Source organism: Micromonospora sp. NPDC050187 (assembly GCF_044459745.1).
Taxonomy (GTDB): domain Bacteria; phylum Actinomycetota; class Actinomycetes; order Mycobacteriales; family Micromonosporaceae; genus Micromonospora.
Window position 1 is genome coordinate 85321 of the sequence record NZ_JBITJH010000012.1, and the last position, 21710, is coordinate 107030.

The following is a 21710-nucleotide window of genomic DNA, read 5'->3' on the forward strand; positions in this document are numbered from 1 at the left end:
GTCGATCTCGGATGTCCGCCGGCCCGGACACGGCGGTGTCCGGGCCGGCAGCGGGGTCAGTTGACCGGCACCGGGGCCGTCCGCGACTCCGGCAGCGAACGGCCCGTCAGCGGGTCGTGGTAGCGGGAGCCGTCGTACTGGAGCCCGGTCTCGGCGTCCAGGTACCGGCCGCCCGGCCCCAGGGGGATGCCGTCCGGGTCACCGGGCCGGCTGCCGTCGGTGCCGACCAGCGTCGTCCGGGTCCCGGTGCCGTCGACCACCACGGCCCGCACCGTGCCGTCGGTGAGCTGGGCCACCGGGTGCGCCAGGGGCGGGTGGTACTCCCACGCCGTCGTGGTGACCGGGCCGTCGCCAGCGTGGTGGTGCTGCTCGACCAGCAGGTCACCGGACCACACGAACCGCGTCTCCTCGAGCACCGTGCCCTTCGTGCCCTGACGCTGTTTGGCGATCCGCCGGTCGAACGCGTCGTACCGGTACCGCCACCGTTCGTCGCCGGGCGTGGTGACCGTGGCCAGCCGGTTCCGGTGGTCCCAGGTGAAGTGCCAGTCACCGGTCGGCCCCGACCGGGTGGTCGGGCGACCCAGGGCATCCAGCGTGTAGGTCACCTCACCCGGCGCGCTCCGGGAAGCCTCCGGTGCCGGCTCGGGGGTGGGTGGCGCGACCGTCAGTCCCGCGTCCCAGGTGCGGCTCAGCTCGCGTCCGCCGTCGTAGGTGAACCGGAGCTGCTGGCCACCGGCGAGCAGCACCGCCGGTCGGCCGGACTCGTCGTACGACCACCGGGTGACCGCGCCGGAGGGACGGGTACGCGCGGTGACCACCCCGAACTGCTCGTCGTACGTGACGGCGACCGTGTGTCCGTTCACCGTCTCCGCGAGCACCCGGCCGAATGCGTCGCGCTCCAGCCGGATCTCCGAGTCGGCGTCCTCGGCCGCGACGATCCGGCCGGCCGCGTCGTACGTCAGCCGGGTCACCGCGCTGCCGGTACGACGTTCCACCACCCGGCCGAGCAGGTCGTGGCCGAACCGGGTGACCTCGCCGGCTGCGTCGGTGTGCGCGACGAGCTGCCCGGCGGCGTCGTACGCGTACCGTTGGACGCGGCCGTCGGGATCGGTCTCCTCGACCAGCCGGCCGTTCGGGTCGTACGTGTACCGCCACGTCCGGCCCTGCGGATCGGTCACCGCGGTCAGGCGCAGTTCGGTGTCGTACGCGTACTCCGTGCGGTTGCCCGCGTCGTCGACCCGGGCGGTGACCAGGTCGAACGCACCGTACTCGAAGCGGGTGCGACGGCCGGTGGGGTCGACCGCCTCGACGAGGTTGCCCTCCCCGTCGTAGCCGAACTCCTCGACGTCGCCGTTGGGGTGCTGCCGCCAGGCCAGCTCGCCCTCCAGCGTCCAACCGACCTCGGTGACGCCCCGGTCGTCCTCGACGACGGCGACGCGGCCGAGGTTGTCGTACTCGTACCGGGTCTCCGAGCCTCCGTTCGTCATCGAGGTGACCAGCCGTGCCGCGTCCCGGACGATGGCCGTCGGACCGGCCTGGGTGATCGTGCCCGGCCCGTTCTCGACCGGCCGGTCGAAGCGCACCACCTCGCCGGAGGCGTCGGTCTCGGCGAGCACCCGGCCGTCGGTGTCGAAGGCCCGCTGGCGGGTGCTGCCGTCGAAGTCCGTCCACGCCATGGCGCGGCCGAGCTCGTCGTAGGTGATGGTCGACCGGCTTCCGTCCGGCCGGGTGACCGTGGTGGACCGCCCGTCGGCGTCGTGGTCGTAGGTGGTGGTCCGGCCGAGGGGATCGGTCCGCGACACCAGCCGGTTCGCACCGTCCCACTCGGTCCGGGTCGTCGCCCCGAGCGGATCGGTCTCCGCGACGACCTGGAAGCGGTCGTTCAGCTCGTACCGGCGTACCGCGCCGAGGGAGTCGGTGACCGTGGTCAGGCCGTCGGCGTACGCGAACCGGTACCGCAGGTGGCCACCCCGGCCGTCGGTGGCGACGCAGCGGCCGGCCTCGTCGTACGTGTAGGTGTACCACTCGCCGTTGCGATCGTCCCACCGCACGATCCGCCCGTCGGCGTAGCCGAAGCGGGTGGCCTCGCCGGAGCTGTTGACCACGTCGACGAGGTTGCGCTCCCGGTCGTAGCCGAACCGGTACGCGGCCTGCATGCTCCCCGACCGGTTCGGCAGCCAGAGCACCGTCAACAGCCCGGCGGACGAGCTGAGGCCGATCCGGGCGCCAGCGGTGGAGCGCAGCTCGGTCGGGGTGCCCGCCTCGTCCCGCTCGACGGACCAGCGGAGGTCACCCTCGGCCACGTCGATGAGCAGCGACTCCGTGCCGTGCCCGGCGGCGAACACCAGGACGCGTCCCGACGCCGGGTCGGTCAGCAGCCAGCCGCCGCCCACCAGCCGGCGCAGCGGCAGGGCCCGGCCGACCTCCGGCAGCACCTGCTCGCCCTCCTCGGGCAGCGGGTAGGTGAGCACCGAGCCGTCCGGGGCCAGGTAACGCGCCCGGTCGCCGTCGGCCACGACGCGCTGGTCGAGGGTCGAGGCCCAGGACGGGCCGAAGGACCGGCCCCACCGGTAGTCGGAGCGGTGCGTCCGTTCCAGGGTCAGGCCCGGCAGCACGGCGTCGGTCTCGGTGAGGATCATCCGGCCGGTGGTCACGTCGATCGGGTCACCGGCGGTCGGCGTCTGCTCGGTGGTCTTGGCCACCGTGGCCGGCGGCACGTCGGTGAACGGCGCCAGCGCCGCCTCGTCGGCGGTGCCGGTCGGATCCGTCGTCTCGACGAGCACCACCGATCCCTCCGGCCCGACCGCCGGCACCGCGCCGAGGCCCTGGAGCTGGCCGTCGACGAAGACCACTGGGCCCGACGGGTACCGGACCACGTTGAGCACGTGGGTGGTGGTGCCCACCGGCCCGGCACGGAAGGCGACGATGCCCTGGCTCCTCGTCCCCTTCGGCAGGGCGCCCAGCGCGTCCATCAGGCCCTGCGTGGTGCCGACCTCGGTGACCCTGCCGCCGGGGTACGACCTGCGCAGCTCGTCCAGGGTCTTCGGCACCGACGCGGGCGGCGTGTCGAGGACCCGTCCGGAGCGCTGGTACTCGTCGACCATCAGGGCGGACTCGATGCTGGTCCGGTCGCCCCCACCGGCACCGGTCCGGTCGAGCCAGCCGAGGCTCCGGCGGCCGAAGTCCGCCAGGTCTGTGTCGGTGTCGGCGGTCGTGGCGTGCACGTTGGCCGCGAGCACCTGGAGGTCCGAGCCGTCGGTGAGCGGCACGGTGCGCAGCAGGTCGTTCGGGACGGCGGCGGGACCGTCGGTGGCCGACGGCGTCACGGGCTGCCGTCGCGGGAGGAAGTCCGAGTCGTCGAGGGTCGATTCGACCGCCGGCAGGGGGTTGTTCGGGTCGAGGCCGGCGAGCAGCCCGTGGGCCTGCTCGTAGAGGTTGACGGCCGGTTGCAGGCCGGCCTGGTCGGTGTAGTCGACAGCCGAGACGAAGCTGTCCCAGACGGCGGTGGCGGTGGCGTGGTCGGGATGGGACCCGTGCTGACCGAGGAAGTCGCGCACGGCATCGGACCGGTCGTTCACCAGCGTGGTGAGGTCGTCGAGGATGCGCTGACGCCCGTCCGCTCCGAGGCCGGGGTCGAGCACTCGTGGTGCGGGCTGGGTCGGATCAGTCGCGGTGCCGTCGACGAGGACCAGGTTGACGAACGGGTTGTACGGGCCACTGCCGTACGGTGCGTAGCCACCGCCGTATTGGGCCGGTGGGGCGCTGGGGTAGCTGTTGTACGACACCGGCCCGTAGGAGGTGGTGAGACCGGTGCCGTACGAACCCGGGTACCCGCCCCCGCTGCCGTCGTCGCCACCGTAGGGCGGCCGGCTGCTCCTCGGGGCGGGCGCGTTGGCGAGGTGCTCCTGGATCCGGGCCACGAGTCCGTTCGCGAGCTGCGTCTGCGTCTGCGTGTTGTGGTGGTACGTCCTGGCGTTCCGCCGGGCGGGGTCGTTGTGCGCGAAGGTGGCCTGGGCGGCCTCCCGTAGTTCGTGCGCGTAGGACTCGTTCGTCCGGGCGCGAGCGGCAGCGGTCTGCGCCTGCTCCAGCAGGTTCGTCAGGCTCGACCGCACCCGGTCCGGCGACCGGTCCCGCCGGAGGTTCTCCTCGATCTGCCCGATGACGTCCCCGATGCGCTGGGTCTCGTCGCGGATCCCCTGGATGATCTGGTGTACCTGGGCCGAGGTGAGCGGAGGCGGTGCGGCGTTCCGCCGGACCATGGCCGACAGTTCGTCCGACTGGTGGTCGACGCCGCCGAGGTTCGAGTTCATGGTGACGAGGTAGCGGAACTCCCCACCCACCAGCCCCGGCGGGTCGATGCCGTCGGTCGTGGGGTTGATGCCGAGTTCCTGCTGGAGGCTGAAGAACGGGACAGCGCTGCCGTCCGGGTAGCGGTGCCCGTGGACGACGTTGTCCGCCGCGTTCCTGATGTCCTCGTCGCCGTAGTAGTCGGCGCTGTCCGTGTCGGGGTCGAAGAGGTGCGCCGCCTGGGCGTGCCGCTGGTTCCGGTCGAAGCTCTCGAGGTGTCCGTGCATGAGCTGCTTGACGTGGTCGGCGCGATCGGTCAGGTAGTTCCGGACCTCCCGCGACAGGGCCGCCCGCATGTCCCTGATCTCCACACGCGGCGCGAGGAGGAGGAAGTGCTTGTTCAACATCCGGACGCCGGTCTCCATCGCCTGGACGGCGCCCAGGAGTTGCGCGGCGACGACCGGGAAGGAGATGGCGACGAATCCGTCCAGGCGGCTTTCGTGCCAGGGCAGCGCCCGCCCTCCGGTGTACTGGCGGAAGTCGGCTGCCACCTGCTGCCCGAGGGCGAGGCCCCGCTCGACGAGTCGCCGGGGGTTCTGGTTTCCCGTGGGCGAGTAGTTGGCGGCGGCGTACCCGAGGAAGAGGGGCAGGGAGTGGTTGTGCATGCCCAGGGTCCACTGGGTGTACGGAGCGGAGAACTGGCCGCCCTGGACCGCGACGTTGTCCCCCGTCGACCTGCCGCCGGGGGACCGGAACTGGATCCCCGGCACGCCCTGGAGCACGGTCCTGAGCGTGAAGGCCCGTCCGGCCGGAACGGAGAGGATGGCGTTGACCGCGATGTTCCGCGCCGCGCGGACGGTGGCGGGATCCGCGGCCTCCTCCCACTGCTCCACCCGGCTCGGCCCGGACACCACCTCGACGATCATGACCATGCCGGTCCGGCCGCCGATGGTGCGTTGCTGACTGTCGACCTTGAAGACCAACCCGGGCGCGCGGGCGATCGTCTCTCCCAGCTCGAGGTTGAAGCCGTTCAGCCCGCCGATCTGCACGGCGATCTCGGTCTCGGTGGCGATCCGCCAGTGCGTGTCGGCGGTGGCGACGTCGGCGGCGGAGGGAACCGGTCCGCCCGGCATGTGGAGCTGGTCGTGCACCACCTCGTCGACCCGCCCGTCCGGATCGGCGGTGTAGGTGACCCAGACGTCGTCGGAGAAGACGTGGCCGCGCCCCGTGGTGAAGACGGTCTTCTGCGCCGCCGTGACCGGGACGTTCGGCAGCCGCTTCGCCAGGCCGACGGCGAAGAGGGGACCCGCGTCGCAGGCGACGACCGTGATCGGCCGGCCCCGCCAGCCGGGGTCGTTCTCGATCAGGCCGCCGACGACGTCGGGGTCGTAGGCGTGCCCACCGGCGACGAGCTCACCGTCGACGCCCTCCACCGCCAGCTTGTAGTCCGGTCCGACCGGCAGGGAGTCGGCATGGTCCTGGTGCGCGGTGTCGGTCTCGTGCAGCATGCGCAGACCGGCCGGGGTGAACACCGGCCGGACCGGCCCGAACGGCGTCGCCGTCGGCGTGCCGACGGTGCGGCCCCGCCGCCGCGCGGCCGTCGAGTGGTCCGGGCTCCTCAGGTCCGGCCGGGACTCCGGCTCGGGCAGCGGCTGGAGCTGGTCCCGGACGTCCTCCACCGTCGAGTCCTGTGGCGAGGTGGCCGCCGGCGTGGGCCCGGCCTCGGAGTACCAGGTGTCGGCATGCGTGGCGGTGCCGTCGGTCGTACCGTCCGTCCCGGGCAGGGAGGGCGGACGCGGCTGGTAGCGGACGGTCCGGTTGCCGTCCGGGTCGGTGGTCACCACCTCCGTCAGCGGCGACGTGCCGTACAGCGCCTCCGGCGCGGGCGGGACCGCCCGGGTCGGCAGTTGGCTGGGCTCACCGTCGGGGGCGACGGGCCGCCCCGGAGCGTCGGTGCCGAGCGGGTTCCGGCCCGGCTGCGTCACCTTGCAACTGGTCAGACCGAGCGGGTCCGCGACGGTCAGCGGGTCCGAGACGTACGCCGTGGGGTTCAGCCCGCCGGCGAGGCCGAGCGGGTCCGGGCTCAGGTAGCGGGCCGTCGCGGGATCGTAGAACCGGAACCGGTTGTAGTGCAGGCCGGTCTCGGCGTCGAAGTACTGTCCGGGGAAGCGCAGCGGGGTGGCGGACGGGCCGTGGTCGCGGCCCCACACGTCGCGCCGCGCCCACCAGCGCAGCGCACCGTCCGCCTCCACCAGGTGGGTCGGCGTGCCGACGGGGTCCGTGACGACCGTCCGTAGTTCGTCGCCGTCGGTCTGGGTCACCGGAGTCGACCCGTCCGGGCGGTACTCCCAGGAGACGGTGGCGGTGGTGCCGGTGGTGTCCCGGTGGCTCTGCTCCACCAGCAGGTCACCGGACCAGGCGAACCGCACCTCCTCGGCCACGCTGTCGTCGTCGGCGAGGCGCTGCTTGGCGATCCGGCGGCCGAAACCGTCGTAGCGGTACCGCCAGCGGTCCCCGTCCGGCGTGACCACCTGCACGATCCGGTCCTCGGCGTCCCAGCCGAAGCGCCAGGTGCCGGCCGGGTCGACGCGGGCGACCAGCCGGCCCTTCCCGTCGTACTCGAACGTGGCGTCGTCGGACCGCAGCAGCCTGGTGCCGTCGAACTCCCACCGTTCGCCGCCGGTGCCGGTCAGGTTGCCGGCCGCGTCGTAGTCGTACCGCTCGCGTTCGGCCCCGTCGGCGAGTACCGCGTGGATCCGGCCCACCTCGTCGGACTGGAAGGAGCGCCCGCCGTCGAGGGTGTCGGTGATCGCGGTCACCCGGTCGGTGGCGTCGTAGCTGAAGTCACGTTCGGCGGCGCCGGCGATCTGCTGGACGGCCAACCGGCCGGCGGCGTCGAAGGTCTGCCGCAGCGCCACCACGTCGTCGACGGTCCGGCTGACCTCCCGCCCGGCCTCGTCGTGCCCGAAACGCACCAGGTGACCGCCGGTGCTCAGGCTCTCCGGCCGGCCGTCGGCGTCGAAGGTCCACCGGCTCGACCGACCCGACGGCGTGGTGCGTGCCTGCACGGTGCCGAGTTCCGGGTGGTACGAGGTGCGGACCGTGTGTCCGTCGATCGTCTCGGCGACCACCCGACCCCGCTCGTCGCGTTCGAGGCGGACCACCGCCTCGGGGCTGAGTACCGCCGTGACCCGGCCCTGCGCGTCGTACTCCAGCCGCGTCACGGCGTCGCCGACGCGCCGTTCGACCACCCGTCCCAGCAGGTCGTAGCGGTAGTGGGTGGTCTCACCGGCCGGATCGGTGTGCGCGGTCAACTGCCCGGCGGCGTCGCGGACGTACCGCTGGGTCCGGCCGTCGAAGTCGGTCTCCCCGGTCAGCCGACCGGCCGCGTCGTAGGCGTACCGCCAGACCTGTCCGGCCGGGTTGGTGACCGTGGTCAGTCGCAGTTCGGTGTCGTAGCCGTACTCCGTGCGGTTGCCCGCCTCGTCGATCCGTGCCGTCGGCAGGTCGAACGGCCCGTACTCGAACCGCACCGTCCGGCCCGCCGCGTCGATGCTCTCCACCAGATTCCCCTCGCCGTCGTAGTGCCATCGCCAAGTCGAGCCGTCCGGGCCGGTGCGCCAGGCCAGGTCGCCCTCGGCGGTCCAGCCGAACTCCGTGGCGGTGCCGTCCGGCAGCCGCACCGACCTCGACCGACCCAGGCCATCAAGATCAAAAACCGTTCCGGGTACGCCGTCCGTCCGCCCGTCGTCGTCGGCGATCGTGCGGTGGTTGCCGTCCGGGAGGACCGTCGCGGCCGGGCGGCCCGCCCCGTCGTACGTGAACCGGGTGACCCGCCCGAGCGGGTCGGTCCGCGACAGCAGCCGGTGCGCCGCGTCCCACTCGTCGCGGGTGGTGGCACCGAGTGGATCGGTGACCGCGGTGACCTGGAGACGGTCGTTCACCTCGTAGCGGTGGACACCGCCGAGGGAGTCCGTCACGGTCGTGACGCCGTCGCCGTCGCCGTCGCCGTACGCGAACGCGTAGCGCAGGTAGCCGCCGTTGCCGTCGGCGAGCACGCACCGGCCCGCCTGGTCGTAGGCGTACGTGTACCACTCGCCGTTGCGGTCCACCCACCGCGTGATCCGGCCGTCCTCGTCGTAGTCGAGCCGGACCGGATCGCCGGACGAGTTCCGCACCGCGACCAGGCGACGCCGGTCGTCGTAGTCGAACGCCGGCAACTCGACTTCGTCACTGCCGTCGGCCGGCACGAACAGCGCGCCGGTCACCAGGCCGGCGTGGGTGCGCAACTCCACCCGGTCGCCGGACGACGACGCCAGCAGCGTGGGGGTGCCCTCGTCGTCCCGGGTGAGGTGCCACCGCGTGCGGACCGTCGCGACATCCGACAGCAACGCCTCGTCCCCGTCTCCGCCGGGGGCGAACAGCAGCAGGGCGTCCCGGTCGGTGAGCGACCAGCCGCCACCGACCAGCCGGCGCAGCGGAACCGGGCGGCCGAGCAGCGGTAGCGCCTCCTCGCCCTCGGCCGGCAACGGATAGGTGAGGATCGAACCGTCGGCGGCCAGGAGCCAGGCCCGCGTCCCGTCGGCGACGATGCGTTGGTCCAGGGTGGACGCCCAGCTCGGGCCGAAGGACCGGCCCCAGCGGTAGTCCGAGCGGTGGGTGCGCCCCAGGGACAGGCCGGGCAGGCTGGCGTCGGTCTCGGTGTAGATCATCCGGCCGGTCGTCACGTCGATCGGGTCACCGACGCAGACCGTCTCGGCGGTCGATTTCGCGAATACGGCGGGCGGCACGTCCCGCAGCCACGGCCCCTTGCCGAGCGGCGGAACCGGAGCGACGACCGACCGGAGGCGAGTCTTCCCGCCGCCCGACGGCAGCGCCGTCGCCCGCCCGACGCCGTCGGCGTCGGGTCTGCCCTTGGCCCCGGGACTCGGCGGGATCTTGACGTCGGGTCCCTCGACCGTGGTCGCCGGCCGGGGCGTGGTCGGCTGCTCCACCTTCCCCGTCGTAGGCGGGAGCGATGTCGGCGTGGGGCCGGGAGACGTGGAGCGGACCCTGGTGCGGGAACTTCTCTCCGAAGGTGCTCTCGCACCGGGAACGTGCTGGTCCGGCTCGACCGGCGTGGACGCAGGCGGGCCCTGTCCGGCCTCGTAGGGCGGGGGAAGGGGGTCCAGATCCGCGTAGACCGGCAGCGCCTCCGCCTCCGCCTCCACCGGCGCCGGCCCGACGGCGTCCAGGTAGGACGGCGGATCCGACGGCACCGGTGCCGCACGACCGGTCGTGCCGGGCGTCGGACCGGTCCTCGTCTCCGTCGTGCTCGGCGGCGCGGAGCCAACGGTGCCGGTCGCCGGGACCGGGGACGCCCCGGTCGTCGGCGTGATCCCCGGCGTGGCCGACGGTGCCGTAGGCGGTGTGGGGGACTGCTCGGTTGCCGGTGCGGGAAACGGCTCCGCGGCTGGTGCGGTCGGTGGCGCGGCAGGGGGAACGGAGGTGCTCAGGTCGGTCACGGTGGGGCCGGCGACCTGGTCGGTCGGGGGTGGCACGGTGCCGTCGACCGTCGTGTCCACGGGGCGAGCAACCTGGTCCGGGGTGATGGGCGACGGGCCGGGCGGGGCCGGGGACTGGGTGGTCGGCTGGCTCCCGGGTGTCGTGCTGACCTCCGAACCCGGTGGGACCGGCGTGGTGCCGGTCGGGCCGGGCGTCGCGGTGGACCCGGGGACGGCGGGTGGCGCGAGTGGGCTGGTGGCCGGTGGACTGAGCGGTCCCGGCGTACCGGAGTTGTCCGCGTTCGGGCCCGTCGGGCTGCCCTGACCGGTGGTGGGGACACCACCCACCTGACCGGGCTGGACGGCCACCGGCGGTGGGGCGCCGGGCGGGGCCGGGGCGGTGGGCGGTGCGGAGCCGACGGCCGCAGGGGGTGCGGGCTGGACCGGCGGTGGCTGGACCGGCGCTCCGGCACCGGGGAGCTGGCCGGGCGGGGTGCCGACCGGGTCGGGTAGCTGGCCGTCGGGTCCGGGCACCGGGTCGGGGCGGGTCACGGTTGGCGGGCGGTCGACGATGGATGGGCCACCGTTGGGGGCCTGAGCAGCGCCGTCCGGCGTACCGACGGTGGGTGGGGTGTCGAAACCGGGCAGTCCCGGGCCCGCGCCGGCGGGCGGACCGGGCACCAGGTCGGTCGCTGCCGGCGGTGGCACGCTGGATCCGTTGCCCGACGGATCGCCGGGTCGGCCCGACCACGGGGGGCCGTCGTCAGGGGTGGCGGTCGACGGCGCGGGCCGGGTACCGGGGGGCGGCTGCTGACCGGGTGGGGCGACCGGCGTCGTGCCGAGACCGCCCGACGGAGCACCTTCGGAACCGGAACCGGTGCCGGGGGTCGACGTGTCGCCGGACCCCAGCGGGCCGGTGTCCAGGTCTGCCCCGTCGGGTCGGGGCCGGTTACCGACCTCCTCGCCGGTGCCGTGGGCACCGGGTCCGACGGCGTCGGGACCGCCACCCGTCACCGCCAGGTCCTTGGACGGGCCGGGACCTTCCAGGCCGGCCGGATCGGGCGTTCCCGGGCCGCCCCCGACGGCCGCGCCGAGGTCGTGGGCGTACACGCTGGCGTAGGTGCCGACAGCGGACGAGACGGCGGTGGCCAGCGCGTTGAAGCTCCCGAGCCCGCCGACCATGGACAGGTAGGCCAGTTCGCCGAGCGTCTCACCGATCGCGCCCAGCCCGGCCTGTCCGTGCGTGGTGCCGGAGAGTTTGGGGAAGTAGCGGCCACCGATCAGGAAGACGCCGCCGGCGACGGTGCCGATGGCGACGCCCGCACCGATCGACTCCCCGAGGTCCGACCAGCTGAATCCGTCGTCCTTGTTGTCCTTGGCGATCACGACGGTCTGGGCGATGACGTTCTCGGCGCCCTCCTCCAGCCCTTCCTCCGCGCCCTGGATCGCAAGCTGGGCGATCAGTTGGTGGAGCCGGTTCTGCAACCGATTGAGCAGCGCCTGGGTGATCCGCTGGCCGATGTTGATGTACGCGGGAACGAGCGCGACGCCGAAGCCGGACGCCATCGCCATCGCGATGTCCAGGACGATCATGAATGCCGCGACGACGATCTGGGTCTGGCCGTAGTCGATCTGCTGGTTGGCCCGGTCGGCGACGTCGCCTGCGATCAGGGCGCTCCGGATGCCCCCGGGGAGCGGCCGGGTGATGATCTGCTGGAACTGGGCGAACGCGTCGGCGGCGGGTCCGTCGAGGTTGCCCTGCAGCCCGAGCCCGAGCGCCTGGGTGGCGGCGATGCCGTTGGCCAGGTTCGCGCCGAACCGTTCGAGTTCGATGCTGAGCGCCTTGAGCTCCGACGGATCGCCCTTGGGAAACTGCTCACCGACGGTGTAGAGGATCGCGTCGTACGCCCACTGCCAGTTGGGGTCGTCGGGGATGTGGAAGTCGCCCATGGAAACGGCGTCAGGCGGGATCGATGAACAACGGCGTCGCCGAGCCGTCCGGACCGAAGCTGATCAGCAGTGGACGGTAGCCGGGCGCGGTGGGGTCGACACCGGCCTCCTCCTTCGGCTTGAGCAGGAAGAACTGGTCGCCGCCGGAGTCGACGGGGTGACCGTCGGTGGTGGTCGGTGCCCGGGTGCCCAGCGGGACGATCGAGTCGTAGCCGTTGGCGTCGATCCGCGAGGTGCCGTCCGGGAACGTGGTCAGGGTGCGCAGCTCGTAACCGGGGGGAATCGGGTCGCCGTCGACGAGGACGCCGGTGGCGTCGTACCGCCGGAAGGCGGAGATCGCGGGAGACGCCTCCGCGAACTCCGCCGGTCTTCTTGACGCGAGGAAGCTGCTGGGCGACTCGACCGACTCCGGGTCGATGATCGGGCCGGCGACGCGTACACCCGCGCGCAACACCGGGTCCCCGGATCGCGGAAGCTCGTGCCGGGAGGCCACCTCCTCGGAACGCAGAAGCCTGCCGGCGACGGCCAGCCGGGGGGTGAGCTGGGAGAACTCGCCGGCGATCATCCGCCCGCCGATGGCCGCGTCCTCGTCCGCCTGCCGGTAGCCCTCACCGCTGACCCGCAGCCCGACCGCCGCGTACTCCAGGTAACCCAGGACGGCGAGGATGGCAACTTCGACGCCGTCCAACGTCTGGCCGAACTGCTTCTGGAACTGGAGACCGATCTCGTCATCGCCCCACGCGGGTTCGTACCGCGCCCGCAGCAGGTTCAGCCGGCGCAGACACTCGTGGTAGCGGGCGGCGTGCTGGGCGTACGAGTCGCCGACCGAGACGACGCCCTCGGGGTCGACCCAGATGTGACCGTGCGGCTGGCTCACGGCTGCTCCGGATCGAGGCCGAGCAGGGCACGGACACCGCTGGTCATCCGGGGGCCCTCGGGCGGCAGGTACATGTCGGGACCGGCCTCTCCACGGACCATCTTGGCCGCGTCCATGCCGGGCGGCAGCAGCGGAGCGATGAGCGCCGCCGCCTGCTCCATGACCTGCTCCTTCGCCTCGGTGAAGGTCTGCATGATGGTGGCCTGCAACTCGGCGGGAGTCATCCGCCGGTACGCGCTGGTCGGAAAGCTGATCTCGGTCAGTACGCCGTTCTGGCCGACCGTGACCGTCACCTCGCGGCGCGGGGAGGTGGCGGAGCCCTGCACCTTGCTCATCCGCTCCTGGAGCGTGGTCACGCTGCTGCGCTGACGCTGGTACTCCGCGAACAGTTCCTCGACGCGATCGTCGAAGTTCATCGGCCGGCTCCCTTCTGCGCGGGCTACCAGTACAGGTGTGCCCCTTCGCGGGGTGGAAGGGGCACGCTGCCGGTCGGGCACGAACGTGCAGGGCCTTTTCCCGACCGCACGGCCGCTGCCGCCGCGCGGCACCCGGACGCGCCGAAGACGTGGAGGGGGAAGTAGGCAGAGTTCGGCCGTCATTCGGACATCCACCGGGCGGGGACCTTGCCGGAAACGGTCGATCGCCAGGAATCTTCGGCACGGCGGACGCCGAGCACAGGGAGTTCGACGTCGTCATCCCCTGACGTACGACGAAAGGAATGTCGTTGTGACCATGCCAACGGTCCAGACCGCCGATCCGGGCATGCAGGCGGCGGCCACCGAGTTCGCCAACAAGGCCCAGGAGTTCACCAACCAGTTGCGCGCCGTCAACTCCCAGATGGCGACCCTCCAGGCGAGCTGGCACGGTGCCGCCTCGAAGAACTTCAACCAGGCAATGGACAACTGGGAGAGGTCCTTCCAGACCATCATCGAAAAACTGCTGCACATGATGGACGTGATGGGCGCCACGACCGCCGGCTACCGGGCCGCCGAGGACGAGGCATCGCAGACGGCCCAGAACTTCATGACGGCGCTTCCCGGAGTCTGACCCCGCATCCCCTTACCCCGAAAGGACCTGACCGTGTCCGACTACCGGTTCGATTTCAACCAGGCCGACGCCACCCTCTACGACATGAACCGGATCAACGGCGCAATCTCGGGGTCGCTGGACGAGATGGAGCGCAACGTCGAGCGGAGCATCGAGCAGTGGAGCGGTGACGCCCGGAGCGCCTACCACGTGGCGAAGGTGGAGTGGCGGGCCGCCGCCCAGCAGATGACCGTCTACCTCGAACAGGCTCGCCAGACGCTGCTGGCGATCTCGGACAACTACGGGACCACCGAGCAGCGGCACACCAAGATCTGGAACGACGTCCGCGGCGGCTGACTGCCGGCCGGCTGCCGGGGTCGGTGCCCCCCGGCGGCCGGCGCTCCCCGGGCACCACTTCCCTAGAGTCGGCCACACTGGAAAGGTTGTGGACGGATGGCTTCCATCGATTTCAGCTATCCCAACGACAGAGCCATCGACTACATCGGCATCCTGGACAAGTTCAACAACGGCGAGGTCGACGGCTTCCCACAGGAGCATCCGGACGGATGGATCCAGGCGGTCATCGACCGGGTCCAGGCCGACATCATGTCGAGCAACAGCCGAATCAACAAGGTCGACTGGTCCGAATACACGGCTGAGGAGCGGGCCGCCTACGAGTGGTACATGGCGGATGTGGTCGACACCGACAGTTGGAACGCACTGGTTGACGATTTCCAGGAGAACGACGTCCCCGACGAGGACTCCGTCGACTGGGACGAGTTCGACGAGTCCGACCACCTCGACATCGACGGGTCGATCGACCCACCAGAGGTCAGTGTCTACACCGGCGGTAGCGACAACTCGGCCGGGGATCTGAAGGTCAGCACTGCGGCCATCCGGTATTTCGCCAACTCCATCGGCGAGCTCTTCGACGATCCGAACGGCCGGGGCAGCAGCCTCATGCTCCGGGTGGGTGACGAAATCGCCACCCTGGACGTCAAGCCCGGCAAGTTCGCCGTGGCCGAGATCATGCGGCGCAAGATCCACGGCACCGGGGAGAGCGGGAGCCTGGTCAGCGACACCCAGGGTCTGTTGGAGAAGATCCACCAGACGCTCTACACCCTCCGCCTGAGCCTGCTCGAGATGGCGGACTCCTACGAACTCACCGAGGACGGCAACATCCGTACCGGCAAGGGCTTCGAGGAGAGCACCGCCGAGTTCAACGCGATGACCGAGGAGGAGCTCGGCGACGCGCTGAGCGACCCGTGGGGCCACATCAACGGCATCGACGACTTCGGCCAGATCAGCTCCTCGGGCGAGGGCGGCAACGGCGGTGACGGCTCCGGTGACGGTTCCGGTAGCGGGGACGGGTCGGGCAGCGGAGACAACTAGGCGTCGCACGCTCGGCCGGGATGTCCCGGTGCCGCACGTCGGCGTCCTCGAATTCAGCTAGGGGCTTGGTGTAGGGCATGGCAGAAACAGAGTCGGAGCAGGACGACTGGACCAACTCCGTGGACCCGCCGGCGACCTTTCCTCCGCCGAACACGTCGATCGACGACGTCAACGACCTGGAAACCTGGGCGCGGATGGATCCGCCCGGATGGCGGCGGATCAAGGCGGCCATCAAGGGCGGTTCGGCGATCGAGAACGAGGCCGGACAGGCGTACGCCGAGGGCCTGGTCAGCTATCCGAGCCTGCTGGAGGCGGCCAACGGTTTCCAGCAGGCGTACAACCTGCTGCACTGGCTGGAGACGTTCATCAGCCTCCACGCGCACGCGATCGCCGGTGAGGAGAAGGCCTGGCAGGGCAGGGCGGCCGAGGCGTTCCTGGCGAAGATGGACTATCTCAGCGAGTTCCTGGGGAACCAGGCGGAACGGCTGCTCGGCGGCGACGGCATGCCCGGGACCGCGAGCGTGCCGCACCAGCTCATGATGAACGCCAGCTATCTCAAATGGGCGCAGGAGCAGCTCGACTACCTCGACATCGCCTGGGCGCAGATCGCCGCTGCCGATGGTGCCAACCACACGGACGGCGGCAACGTGGCGATCAGCTCCACCCGGTTCGCCCGACCGATGACGGACCAGATGCTCCAGGTGGCGCAGGTACTGGCGAAGCAGTACGCGCGGCTGAACTACGGCTCGGTGAACGTGCCCGAGGGCGACGGCAGCCTCGGCCCCGCGGACCCCCCGACCGATCCGCCGACCGACCCGCCCACCGATCCGCCGACCGACCCACCGACCCAGCCTCCGTACCAGCCGCCGTCGTTCGATCCTCCGCCCGGCTCCGACATTCCCGACCCCTCCGTGGACGACCCGCCCGTCGTGGACCCGCCCGTCGTGGACCCGCCCGTCGTGGACCCGCCGGGCAACATGAGGGTGAATCCGGAGGGACTGGAGGGCGGGCCGTCGTTCGACCCGCCGCCCAGTGCCGATCTACCCCCTGGGGGCGACGGTCTACCCGGTCTCGACCCCCCGGTGCTCGGCGACCCACCGGGGAGCGGTTCCGGCCCAGGCGGCGGAATGCCGGGCGGACTGGTCCCGCCGGTGATCCCGGTCCCCCCGGGCGGCGGCAACTCGGGCAACGGCGACCGGGACCGGCCCGTCCCGCCGGTCATCGGCGACGTACCGGACGGCGTCGGTGGTCTGCCGGTGCCGCCTGGTGGCGGCAACCTGCCCGGTGACGTACCGGGTGGGGGGAACCTGCCCGGCGGTGTGCCGGGCGGTGTCGATCCGCCCGATCTGCCCGGTGGCGTGCCGGGCGGTGTCGACCTGCCCGATGGGGGCGGTCTGCCGGGTGGCGGCCTGCCCGGTGGGGGCGGTCTGCCGGGTGGCGGCCTGCCCGGTGGGGGCGGTCTGCCGGGTGGCGGCCTGCCCGGTGGGGGCGGTCTGCCCGGCGGTGTGCCCGGTGGCGTCGACGTGCCGGGGGGCGGTCAGGTGCCCGGCGGCACCCCGCTGCTGCCCGGTGCACCGGTGCCGGGACCGATGCCGGGGATGCCCGGGTCGCCCGGCGCCGGTCAGGGCGGCGGATCGCCGGTGGAGCGTCCGGACTCCTCCGGCCTGGTCGAAGGTGACCAGGACGACTGGGCCTCCGGCACCCCCAGGCCCGGCGACCCGTTCGCCCCCGGCGGTGCCACCCCCGGCGCCCCGGGGACGGGTGAGCCCCCGTTGGGGCAGGTTCCGGGTGGGCTGCCGCCGGTTGGTGGGGTTCCGGGGGGTGGTGTGCCGTTGGTGCCGCCGATGCCGGGTGCTCCGGGTTCGCCGGGGGCGGGTGCCGGTGGCGGTTCGACGCCGGAGCGTCCGGACTCGGCCGGGTTGGTGGAGGGTGACGAGGCGGACTGGGAACCGTCCACGGGTGGGGTGGATGGTCCGTCCGCCCCGGGGGGTGTCGCTGCCGGTGGCGTTGGCCTCGGGGAACGGCCCGGAGTCGGCGATCCGCTGGTGCCGGTCCCGCCGTCGCCCGTACCGGCTGAGGTCTCGCCCGTCGCCGGGTCGGTGCCGGTCACCGGACTGCCGCCGATGCCGGGTGCTCCTGGTGCGCCGGGAGCCGGGACCGGTGGTGGTGCGAATCCGGACCGTCCGGACGCCGCCGAGTTGCTCCGCGAGGAGGAGCCCACCTGGACCGGGGCCGAGCCGCCCCCGGAGGAGGACCGGGTGCCGATCGTGCGGCCCGCCGAGGCGGGTGCCGATACGTCGGGCTGGGACGACACCGGCGACGCCTGGTGGCTGTACGGCGACGTCGAGCGTACGGAGAGGACGACCGGTGGCTGACGAGATCGATCCGATGCCGTTCAAGGCGTGGCGGCGGGAACGCCCGGCGACACCGCCCGGCGGGGGACGCCCGGCGATGTGTGGCGGCCCGGACTACACCGCCGCCGAACGCCTCGAACTGATGCGCGAGAAGCAGCGGGCGATGGACGAGGCGGCCCGGCGCGAGCGGGAGGAGGCCGAGGCACGCGAGGCCGCCAAGCGCCGCCAGGCGAAGCAGACCGACGAGGAGGACGGGTACCCCGCCGCCGAGCGGCCACGGTACGCGGTGAACCTGCTCCGGCAGGACGACTCGGCCTGGGGCAGCGGCGGCGCGGGATCGGGGGTGCTCGGATGAGCGGAGACGGGACACCGGCATGAGTACGGTCACGGTCAAACGCCCGCCCCGCGCGACCGGCCCGGAGACCCCGGACGGGGAGGTCGAGCTACAGGAACCACCGCTGATGGCGGAGGAGGCGCCGCTCGACTTCCGGTCGTTCGCCATGATCGTGCCGATGGGGCTCGGCATGGGCGCGATGATGGCCATGTTCGGCCTCTACAGCCGGGCCCCGGTGATGTACGTGATGGGCGGCGCGATGGCCGCCGGGATGCTGCTCATGGGCCTCATGCAGATCGGCCGGGCGGCTGCCGAACGCAAGCGCCAGATGCGCGGCGAACGGCGCGACTTCCTGCGGTACATCGCCCAGTTGCGCCGACAGGCACGCCGGGCGGCCGAGCAGCAGCGCCAGGCGGTGATCTGGACCCACCCGCAGCCCGACTGGCTCTGGTCGGTGGCGATGAGCAGCCGGCTCTGGGAGCGGCGGCCCAGCCACGAGGACTTCGGCCGGGTCCGGATCGGGCTCGGTCGGCAGAACGCGATGCTGCGCTTCCTGCCCCCGCAGACCAAGCCGATCGAGGATCTCGAACCGCTCGCGTCGATCTCGTTGCGCCGGTTCTCCGAGGCGTACCGGACGGTCTCCGGCGTTCCGACCTCGGTGGGCCTGCGCAGCTTCACCAGCGTGGAGTTCTCCGGTGACGCCGACGCGGCCGTCGACCTGGTCCGGGCCATGGTGGCCGCGCTGGTCACCCTGCACGCGCCGGACGAGCTGCGGGTGGCGGTGCTGGCGCCGGAGGTCCACCGGGGCCCGTGGAACTGGATCAAGTGGCTGCCGCACAACGCCCACCCGACCGCGTTCGACGCGGCCGGTCCGGTGCGGCTGTTCGCCGGTGGCCACGAGGAGCTGATGGACCTGGTCGGCCCGGAGGTCTCCGACCGGGGCGACCACGACCGGGAGGCCCGCCCCTCGTCCACCGAGCCGTTCGTGGTGATCGTCGCGCACCTGGCCGACCTGCCGGACAGCTCGCGGCTGCTCGGCGCGGGCATCCGCAACGTGGTCCTGCTGGACCTGACCGGCCAGATGCCGGGCGGGCCCAAGGTGCTGCGGTTGACCCTGGACGGGGAGATGGTGACGTTCCCCGCCGGGGATGCCACCGGATCGGCGGTGCCCGACGGGCTCGGTGTCGCCGAGTGCGAGGCGCTGGCCCGGATCATCGCCCCCAGACGGACCAGCGGCGTCCTCGACGCGGTCGAGGAGCCGTTGGAGAGCGACTTCGAGCTGACCACTCTGCTCGGCATCCGCGACGCGCACACCTTCGACGTCGCGGCGCTGTGGCGGACCCGCGCGCCGCAACGCAACCGCCTCACCGTGCCGATCGGTGTCACCGAGGGCGGTGAGGTCATCGAGCTGGACCTCAAGGAGTCCGCGCAGGGCGGGATGGGACCGCACGGACTGCTCATCGGCGCGACTGGATCCGGCAAGAGCGAGCTGCTGCGGACCCTGGTCTGCGCGCTGGCCGCCACCCACTCCTCGGAGATCCTCAACCTGGTGCTGGTGGACTTCAAGGGCGGCGCGACCTTCCTCGGTATGGAAAAGCTGCCGCACACCTCGGCCGTGATCACCAACCTCGCCGACGAGCTGCCGCTCGTGGACCGCATGCAGGACGCGCTCAACGGCGAGATGACCCGCCGCCAGGAGGTGCTGCGGGCCAGCGGGTACGCCTCGCTGTTCGACTACGAGAAGGCCCGCGCCGCCGGTGCCCAGCTGGTGCCGTTCCCGGTTCTGCTGATCATCGTCGACGAGTTCAGCGAGCTGCTCTCCAACAAGAGCGAGTTCATGGACCTGTTCGTCTCGATCGGCCGGCTCGGTCGGTCGCTCGGCGTGCACCTGCTGCTCGCTTCGCAACGGTTGGACGAGGGCCGGATCAACCGGGTCGAGGGCCACCTGTCGTACCGGCTCGCCCTGCGGACCTTCTCGTCGATGGAGTCCCGATCGGTGATCGGCGTCGGCAAGGCGTACGAGCTGCCGCCCGAGCCCGGCAACGGCTACCTGAAGATCGACACCTCCAACCTGGTCCGCTTCAAGTCCGCCTACGTGTCCGGGCCGTACCAGGGCAGCGGACTGCGCACCGGAGACGACGACGAGGACGAACGGATCCTCGCCGAGGTCGTCCCGTTCGCCACCGGGCAGGTCGCGGTCCGGCACGATCCGGGCCGGGTCCGGGCCGCCGAACCGGTCGAGGAGACCGAGCCGGAGGAGACCGGGAGCGTCACCGGACCGAGCCTCGTCGAGGTGCTGCTCGACCGGATCGCCGGATCCGGCCCGCCGGCCCGCCAGGTGTGGCTGCCGCCGCTGTCGACCGCGCCCAGCCTGGACACGCTGCTGCCCAGCGTCGTACCGGATCCGGTGCGGGGCATGACGGTGGACGACCCGAGCGCGCAGGGGCGGCTCCGGGTGCCGGTCGGCATCGTCGACCGCCCCGCCGAGCAGCTACGCGAACTGCTCACCATCGACCTCGGCGGGGCGGACGGGCACGTCGGCATCGCCGGTGCGCCGCAGAGCGGCAAGTCCGCGCTGCTGCGCAGCGTGATCCTCGCGCTGGCGCTCACCAACACCCCGCGCGAGGTGCAGTTCTACGGGCTCGACTTCGGCGGCGGCGGGCTCGCCTCGATCGCCGGACTGCCGCACATCGGCTCCATCGCCACCCGGATGGAACGCGACCGGGTGGTCCGGACCATCGAGGAGGTCTGGCAGGTCATGGAGCGCCGCGAGTACGAATTCGCCAACCGCGGCCTCGACTCGATCGGCGCCTACCTGGCGGCGCGCGCCCGGGGCGAGATCGACGACCCGTACGGGCACGTGTTCCTGGTCGTCGACGGCTGGTACACGATGAAGCAGGACTTCAGTGACCTGGAGACACGCTTCCAGGAGCTGGCCTCGCGGGGGTTGTCGTTCGGCATCCACGTGATCGTCTCCACCACCCGCTGGTCGGAGATGCGGACCTGGCTGCGGGACCTGCTCGGCACCCGGTTGGAGCTGCGACTCGCGGATTCGATGGAGTCCGATGTGGGCTCACGCCGGGCGGCCACCGTGCCGCACCAGCCGGGGCGCGGCCTGACCAGCGGCGGCCTGCACTTCCTCGGGGCGCTGCCCCGGATGGACGGCAGCTCGTCCGTCGACGACCTCGCCGAGGCCACCAAGTCGACGGTCGAGGAGATCACCACGTTCTGGACCGGTCCGCCCGCACCGGGTGTCCGGCTGCTCCCCACACAGCTTCCGGTGGAGAGCCTGCCGGTGCCGGAGCCGGCCTTCAAGGTGTGCCTCGGCCGGGACGAGCAACGGCTGGCGCCGGTGTGGCACGACTTCATGACCACCCCGCACCTGCTGGTCCTCGGCGACAACGAGTCCGGCAAGTCGAACCTGCTCCGGCTGGTGCTGCGGGCGATCCAGCGGCACTACACGCCGGCTCAGGCCAAGGTCGTCCTCGGCGACTCGCGGCGCGACCTCGACACCGCGATCACTCCCGACTACCAGGTCGGGTTCGGCTTCACCGGCGACCGGCTCCACGAGCTGGCCGGACAGACCGCCGTCTCGATGAGCCGTCGGGTGCCCGGCCCGGAGATCTCCTCCGAGCGGATGCGGCGGCGGGACTGGTGGGAGGGGCCGGAGCTGTTCGTCATCGTCGACGACTACGACCTGATGACCCGCTCGGCCGCTCCGGGCTCCGCGCTCGACCCGGTGCTGCCGCTGCTGGCACAGGGCGTCTACATCGGACTCCACGTGATCGTCGCGCGCAGCACCTCGGGGGCGATGCGGGCCATGATGGACCCGGTCCTGCGCCGGATGTGGGAACTCGGCACCCCGGCCGCGCTGCTGTCGTACCCGAAGGAAGAGGGCAGGTTCCTCGGCGAGGCGGTGCCGCGCAGGCTGCCACCCGGGCGTGCCCAGCTGGTCACCCGCCGCAGCGTCAAGCTGATCCAGACCGGACATGTCGCATGAGAGGGGA

At 72.2% G+C, this 21710-nt stretch carries 9 protein-coding genes; 6 read left to right on the forward strand and 3 right to left on the reverse strand.

Features of this window, described 5'->3' with window-relative positions; translation table 11 throughout:
- Positions 1–56: 56 nt before the first annotated feature.
- Genes ACIBJE_RS19680 through ACIBJE_RS19690 form a run of 3 tightly spaced genes read right to left on the reverse strand, consistent with a single transcriptional unit; the run spans position 57 to position 13013 of the window.
- Positions 57–11720 (reverse strand): DUF6531 domain-containing protein, encoded by an 11664-nt coding sequence (locus ACIBJE_RS19680; protein ID WP_396750252.1) that lies wholly within the window; start codon positions 11718–11720, stop codon positions 57–59.
- A gap of 10 nt (positions 11721–11730) precedes the next feature.
- Positions 11731–12597 (reverse strand): hypothetical protein, encoded by an 867-nt coding sequence (locus ACIBJE_RS19685; RefSeq protein ID WP_396750254.1) that lies wholly within the window; start codon positions 12595–12597, stop codon positions 11731–11733.
- Positions 12594–13013, reverse strand: coding sequence for a YbaB/EbfC family nucleoid-associated protein (locus ACIBJE_RS19690; protein ID WP_396750256.1), 420 nt, complete (start codon positions 13011–13013; stop codon positions 12594–12596). Before ACIBJE_RS19690 ends, ACIBJE_RS19685 begins: the two co-directional genes overlap by 4 nt.
- A gap of 316 nt (positions 13014–13329) precedes the next feature.
- Here ACIBJE_RS19690 and ACIBJE_RS19695 point away from each other — a divergent pair, with 316 nt between their 5' ends.
- The 6 genes from ACIBJE_RS19695 to eccCa all read left to right on the forward strand — a co-directional run bounded on the left by ACIBJE_RS19695 (position 13330) and on the right by eccCa (position 21703).
- A complete protein-coding gene (locus tag ACIBJE_RS19695; RefSeq protein WP_396750431.1) occupies positions 13330–13644 on the forward strand; it encodes a WXG100 family type VII secretion target in 315 nt (104 codons plus the stop codon).
- 33 nt (positions 13645–13677) lie between these two features.
- Positions 13678–13980, forward strand: coding sequence for a WXG100 family type VII secretion target (locus tag ACIBJE_RS19700; protein ID WP_396750258.1), 303 nt, complete (start codon positions 13678–13680; stop codon positions 13978–13980).
- 96 nt (positions 13981–14076) lie between these two features.
- Positions 14077–15015, forward strand: coding sequence for a hypothetical protein (locus ACIBJE_RS19705; protein ID WP_396750260.1), 939 nt, complete (start codon positions 14077–14079; stop codon positions 15013–15015).
- Between the two features lie 77 nt (positions 15016–15092).
- Positions 15093–17390: a hypothetical protein gene (locus ACIBJE_RS19710; RefSeq protein ID WP_396750262.1), complete on the forward strand. Its 2298-nt coding sequence runs from the start codon at positions 15093–15095 to the stop codon at positions 17388–17390.
- Entirely contained in the window at positions 17383–17724 is a 342-nt protein-coding gene (locus tag ACIBJE_RS19715) for a hypothetical protein (RefSeq protein WP_396750264.1), read from the forward strand. Before ACIBJE_RS19710 ends, ACIBJE_RS19715 begins: the two co-directional genes overlap by 8 nt.
- Positions 17725–17743: 19 nt before the next feature.
- The gene (gene eccCa / locus ACIBJE_RS19720) at positions 17744–21703 is read left to right on the forward strand and encodes a type VII secretion protein EccCa (RefSeq protein ID WP_396750266.1); all 3960 of its coding nucleotides are present in this window, start codon (positions 17744–17746) and stop codon (positions 21701–21703) included.
- Positions 21704–21710: the final 7 nt, after the last annotated feature.

Bases quoted from the DNA above. Each gene is read 5' to 3' on its own strand.
- ACIBJE_RS19680 (WP_396750252.1), bottom strand. From the start codon at position 11,720: ATGGGCGACTTCCACATCCCCGACGACCCCAACTGGCAGTGGGCGTAC.
- ACIBJE_RS19690 (WP_396750256.1), bottom strand. From the start codon at position 13,013: ATGAACTTCGACGATCGCGTCGAGGAACTGTTCGCGGAGTACCAGCGT.
- ACIBJE_RS19695 (WP_396750431.1), top strand. From the start codon at position 13,330: ATGCCAACGGTCCAGACCGCCGATCCGGGCATGCAGGCGGCGGCCACC.
- ACIBJE_RS19705 (WP_396750260.1), top strand. From the start codon at position 14,077: ATGGCTTCCATCGATTTCAGCTATCCCAACGACAGAGCCATCGACTAC.
- ACIBJE_RS19710 (WP_396750262.1), top strand. From the start codon at position 15,093: ATGGCAGAAACAGAGTCGGAGCAGGACGACTGGACCAACTCCGTGGAC.
- eccCa (WP_396750266.1), top strand. From the start codon at position 17,744: ATGAGTACGGTCACGGTCAAACGCCCGCCCCGCGCGACCGGCCCGGAG.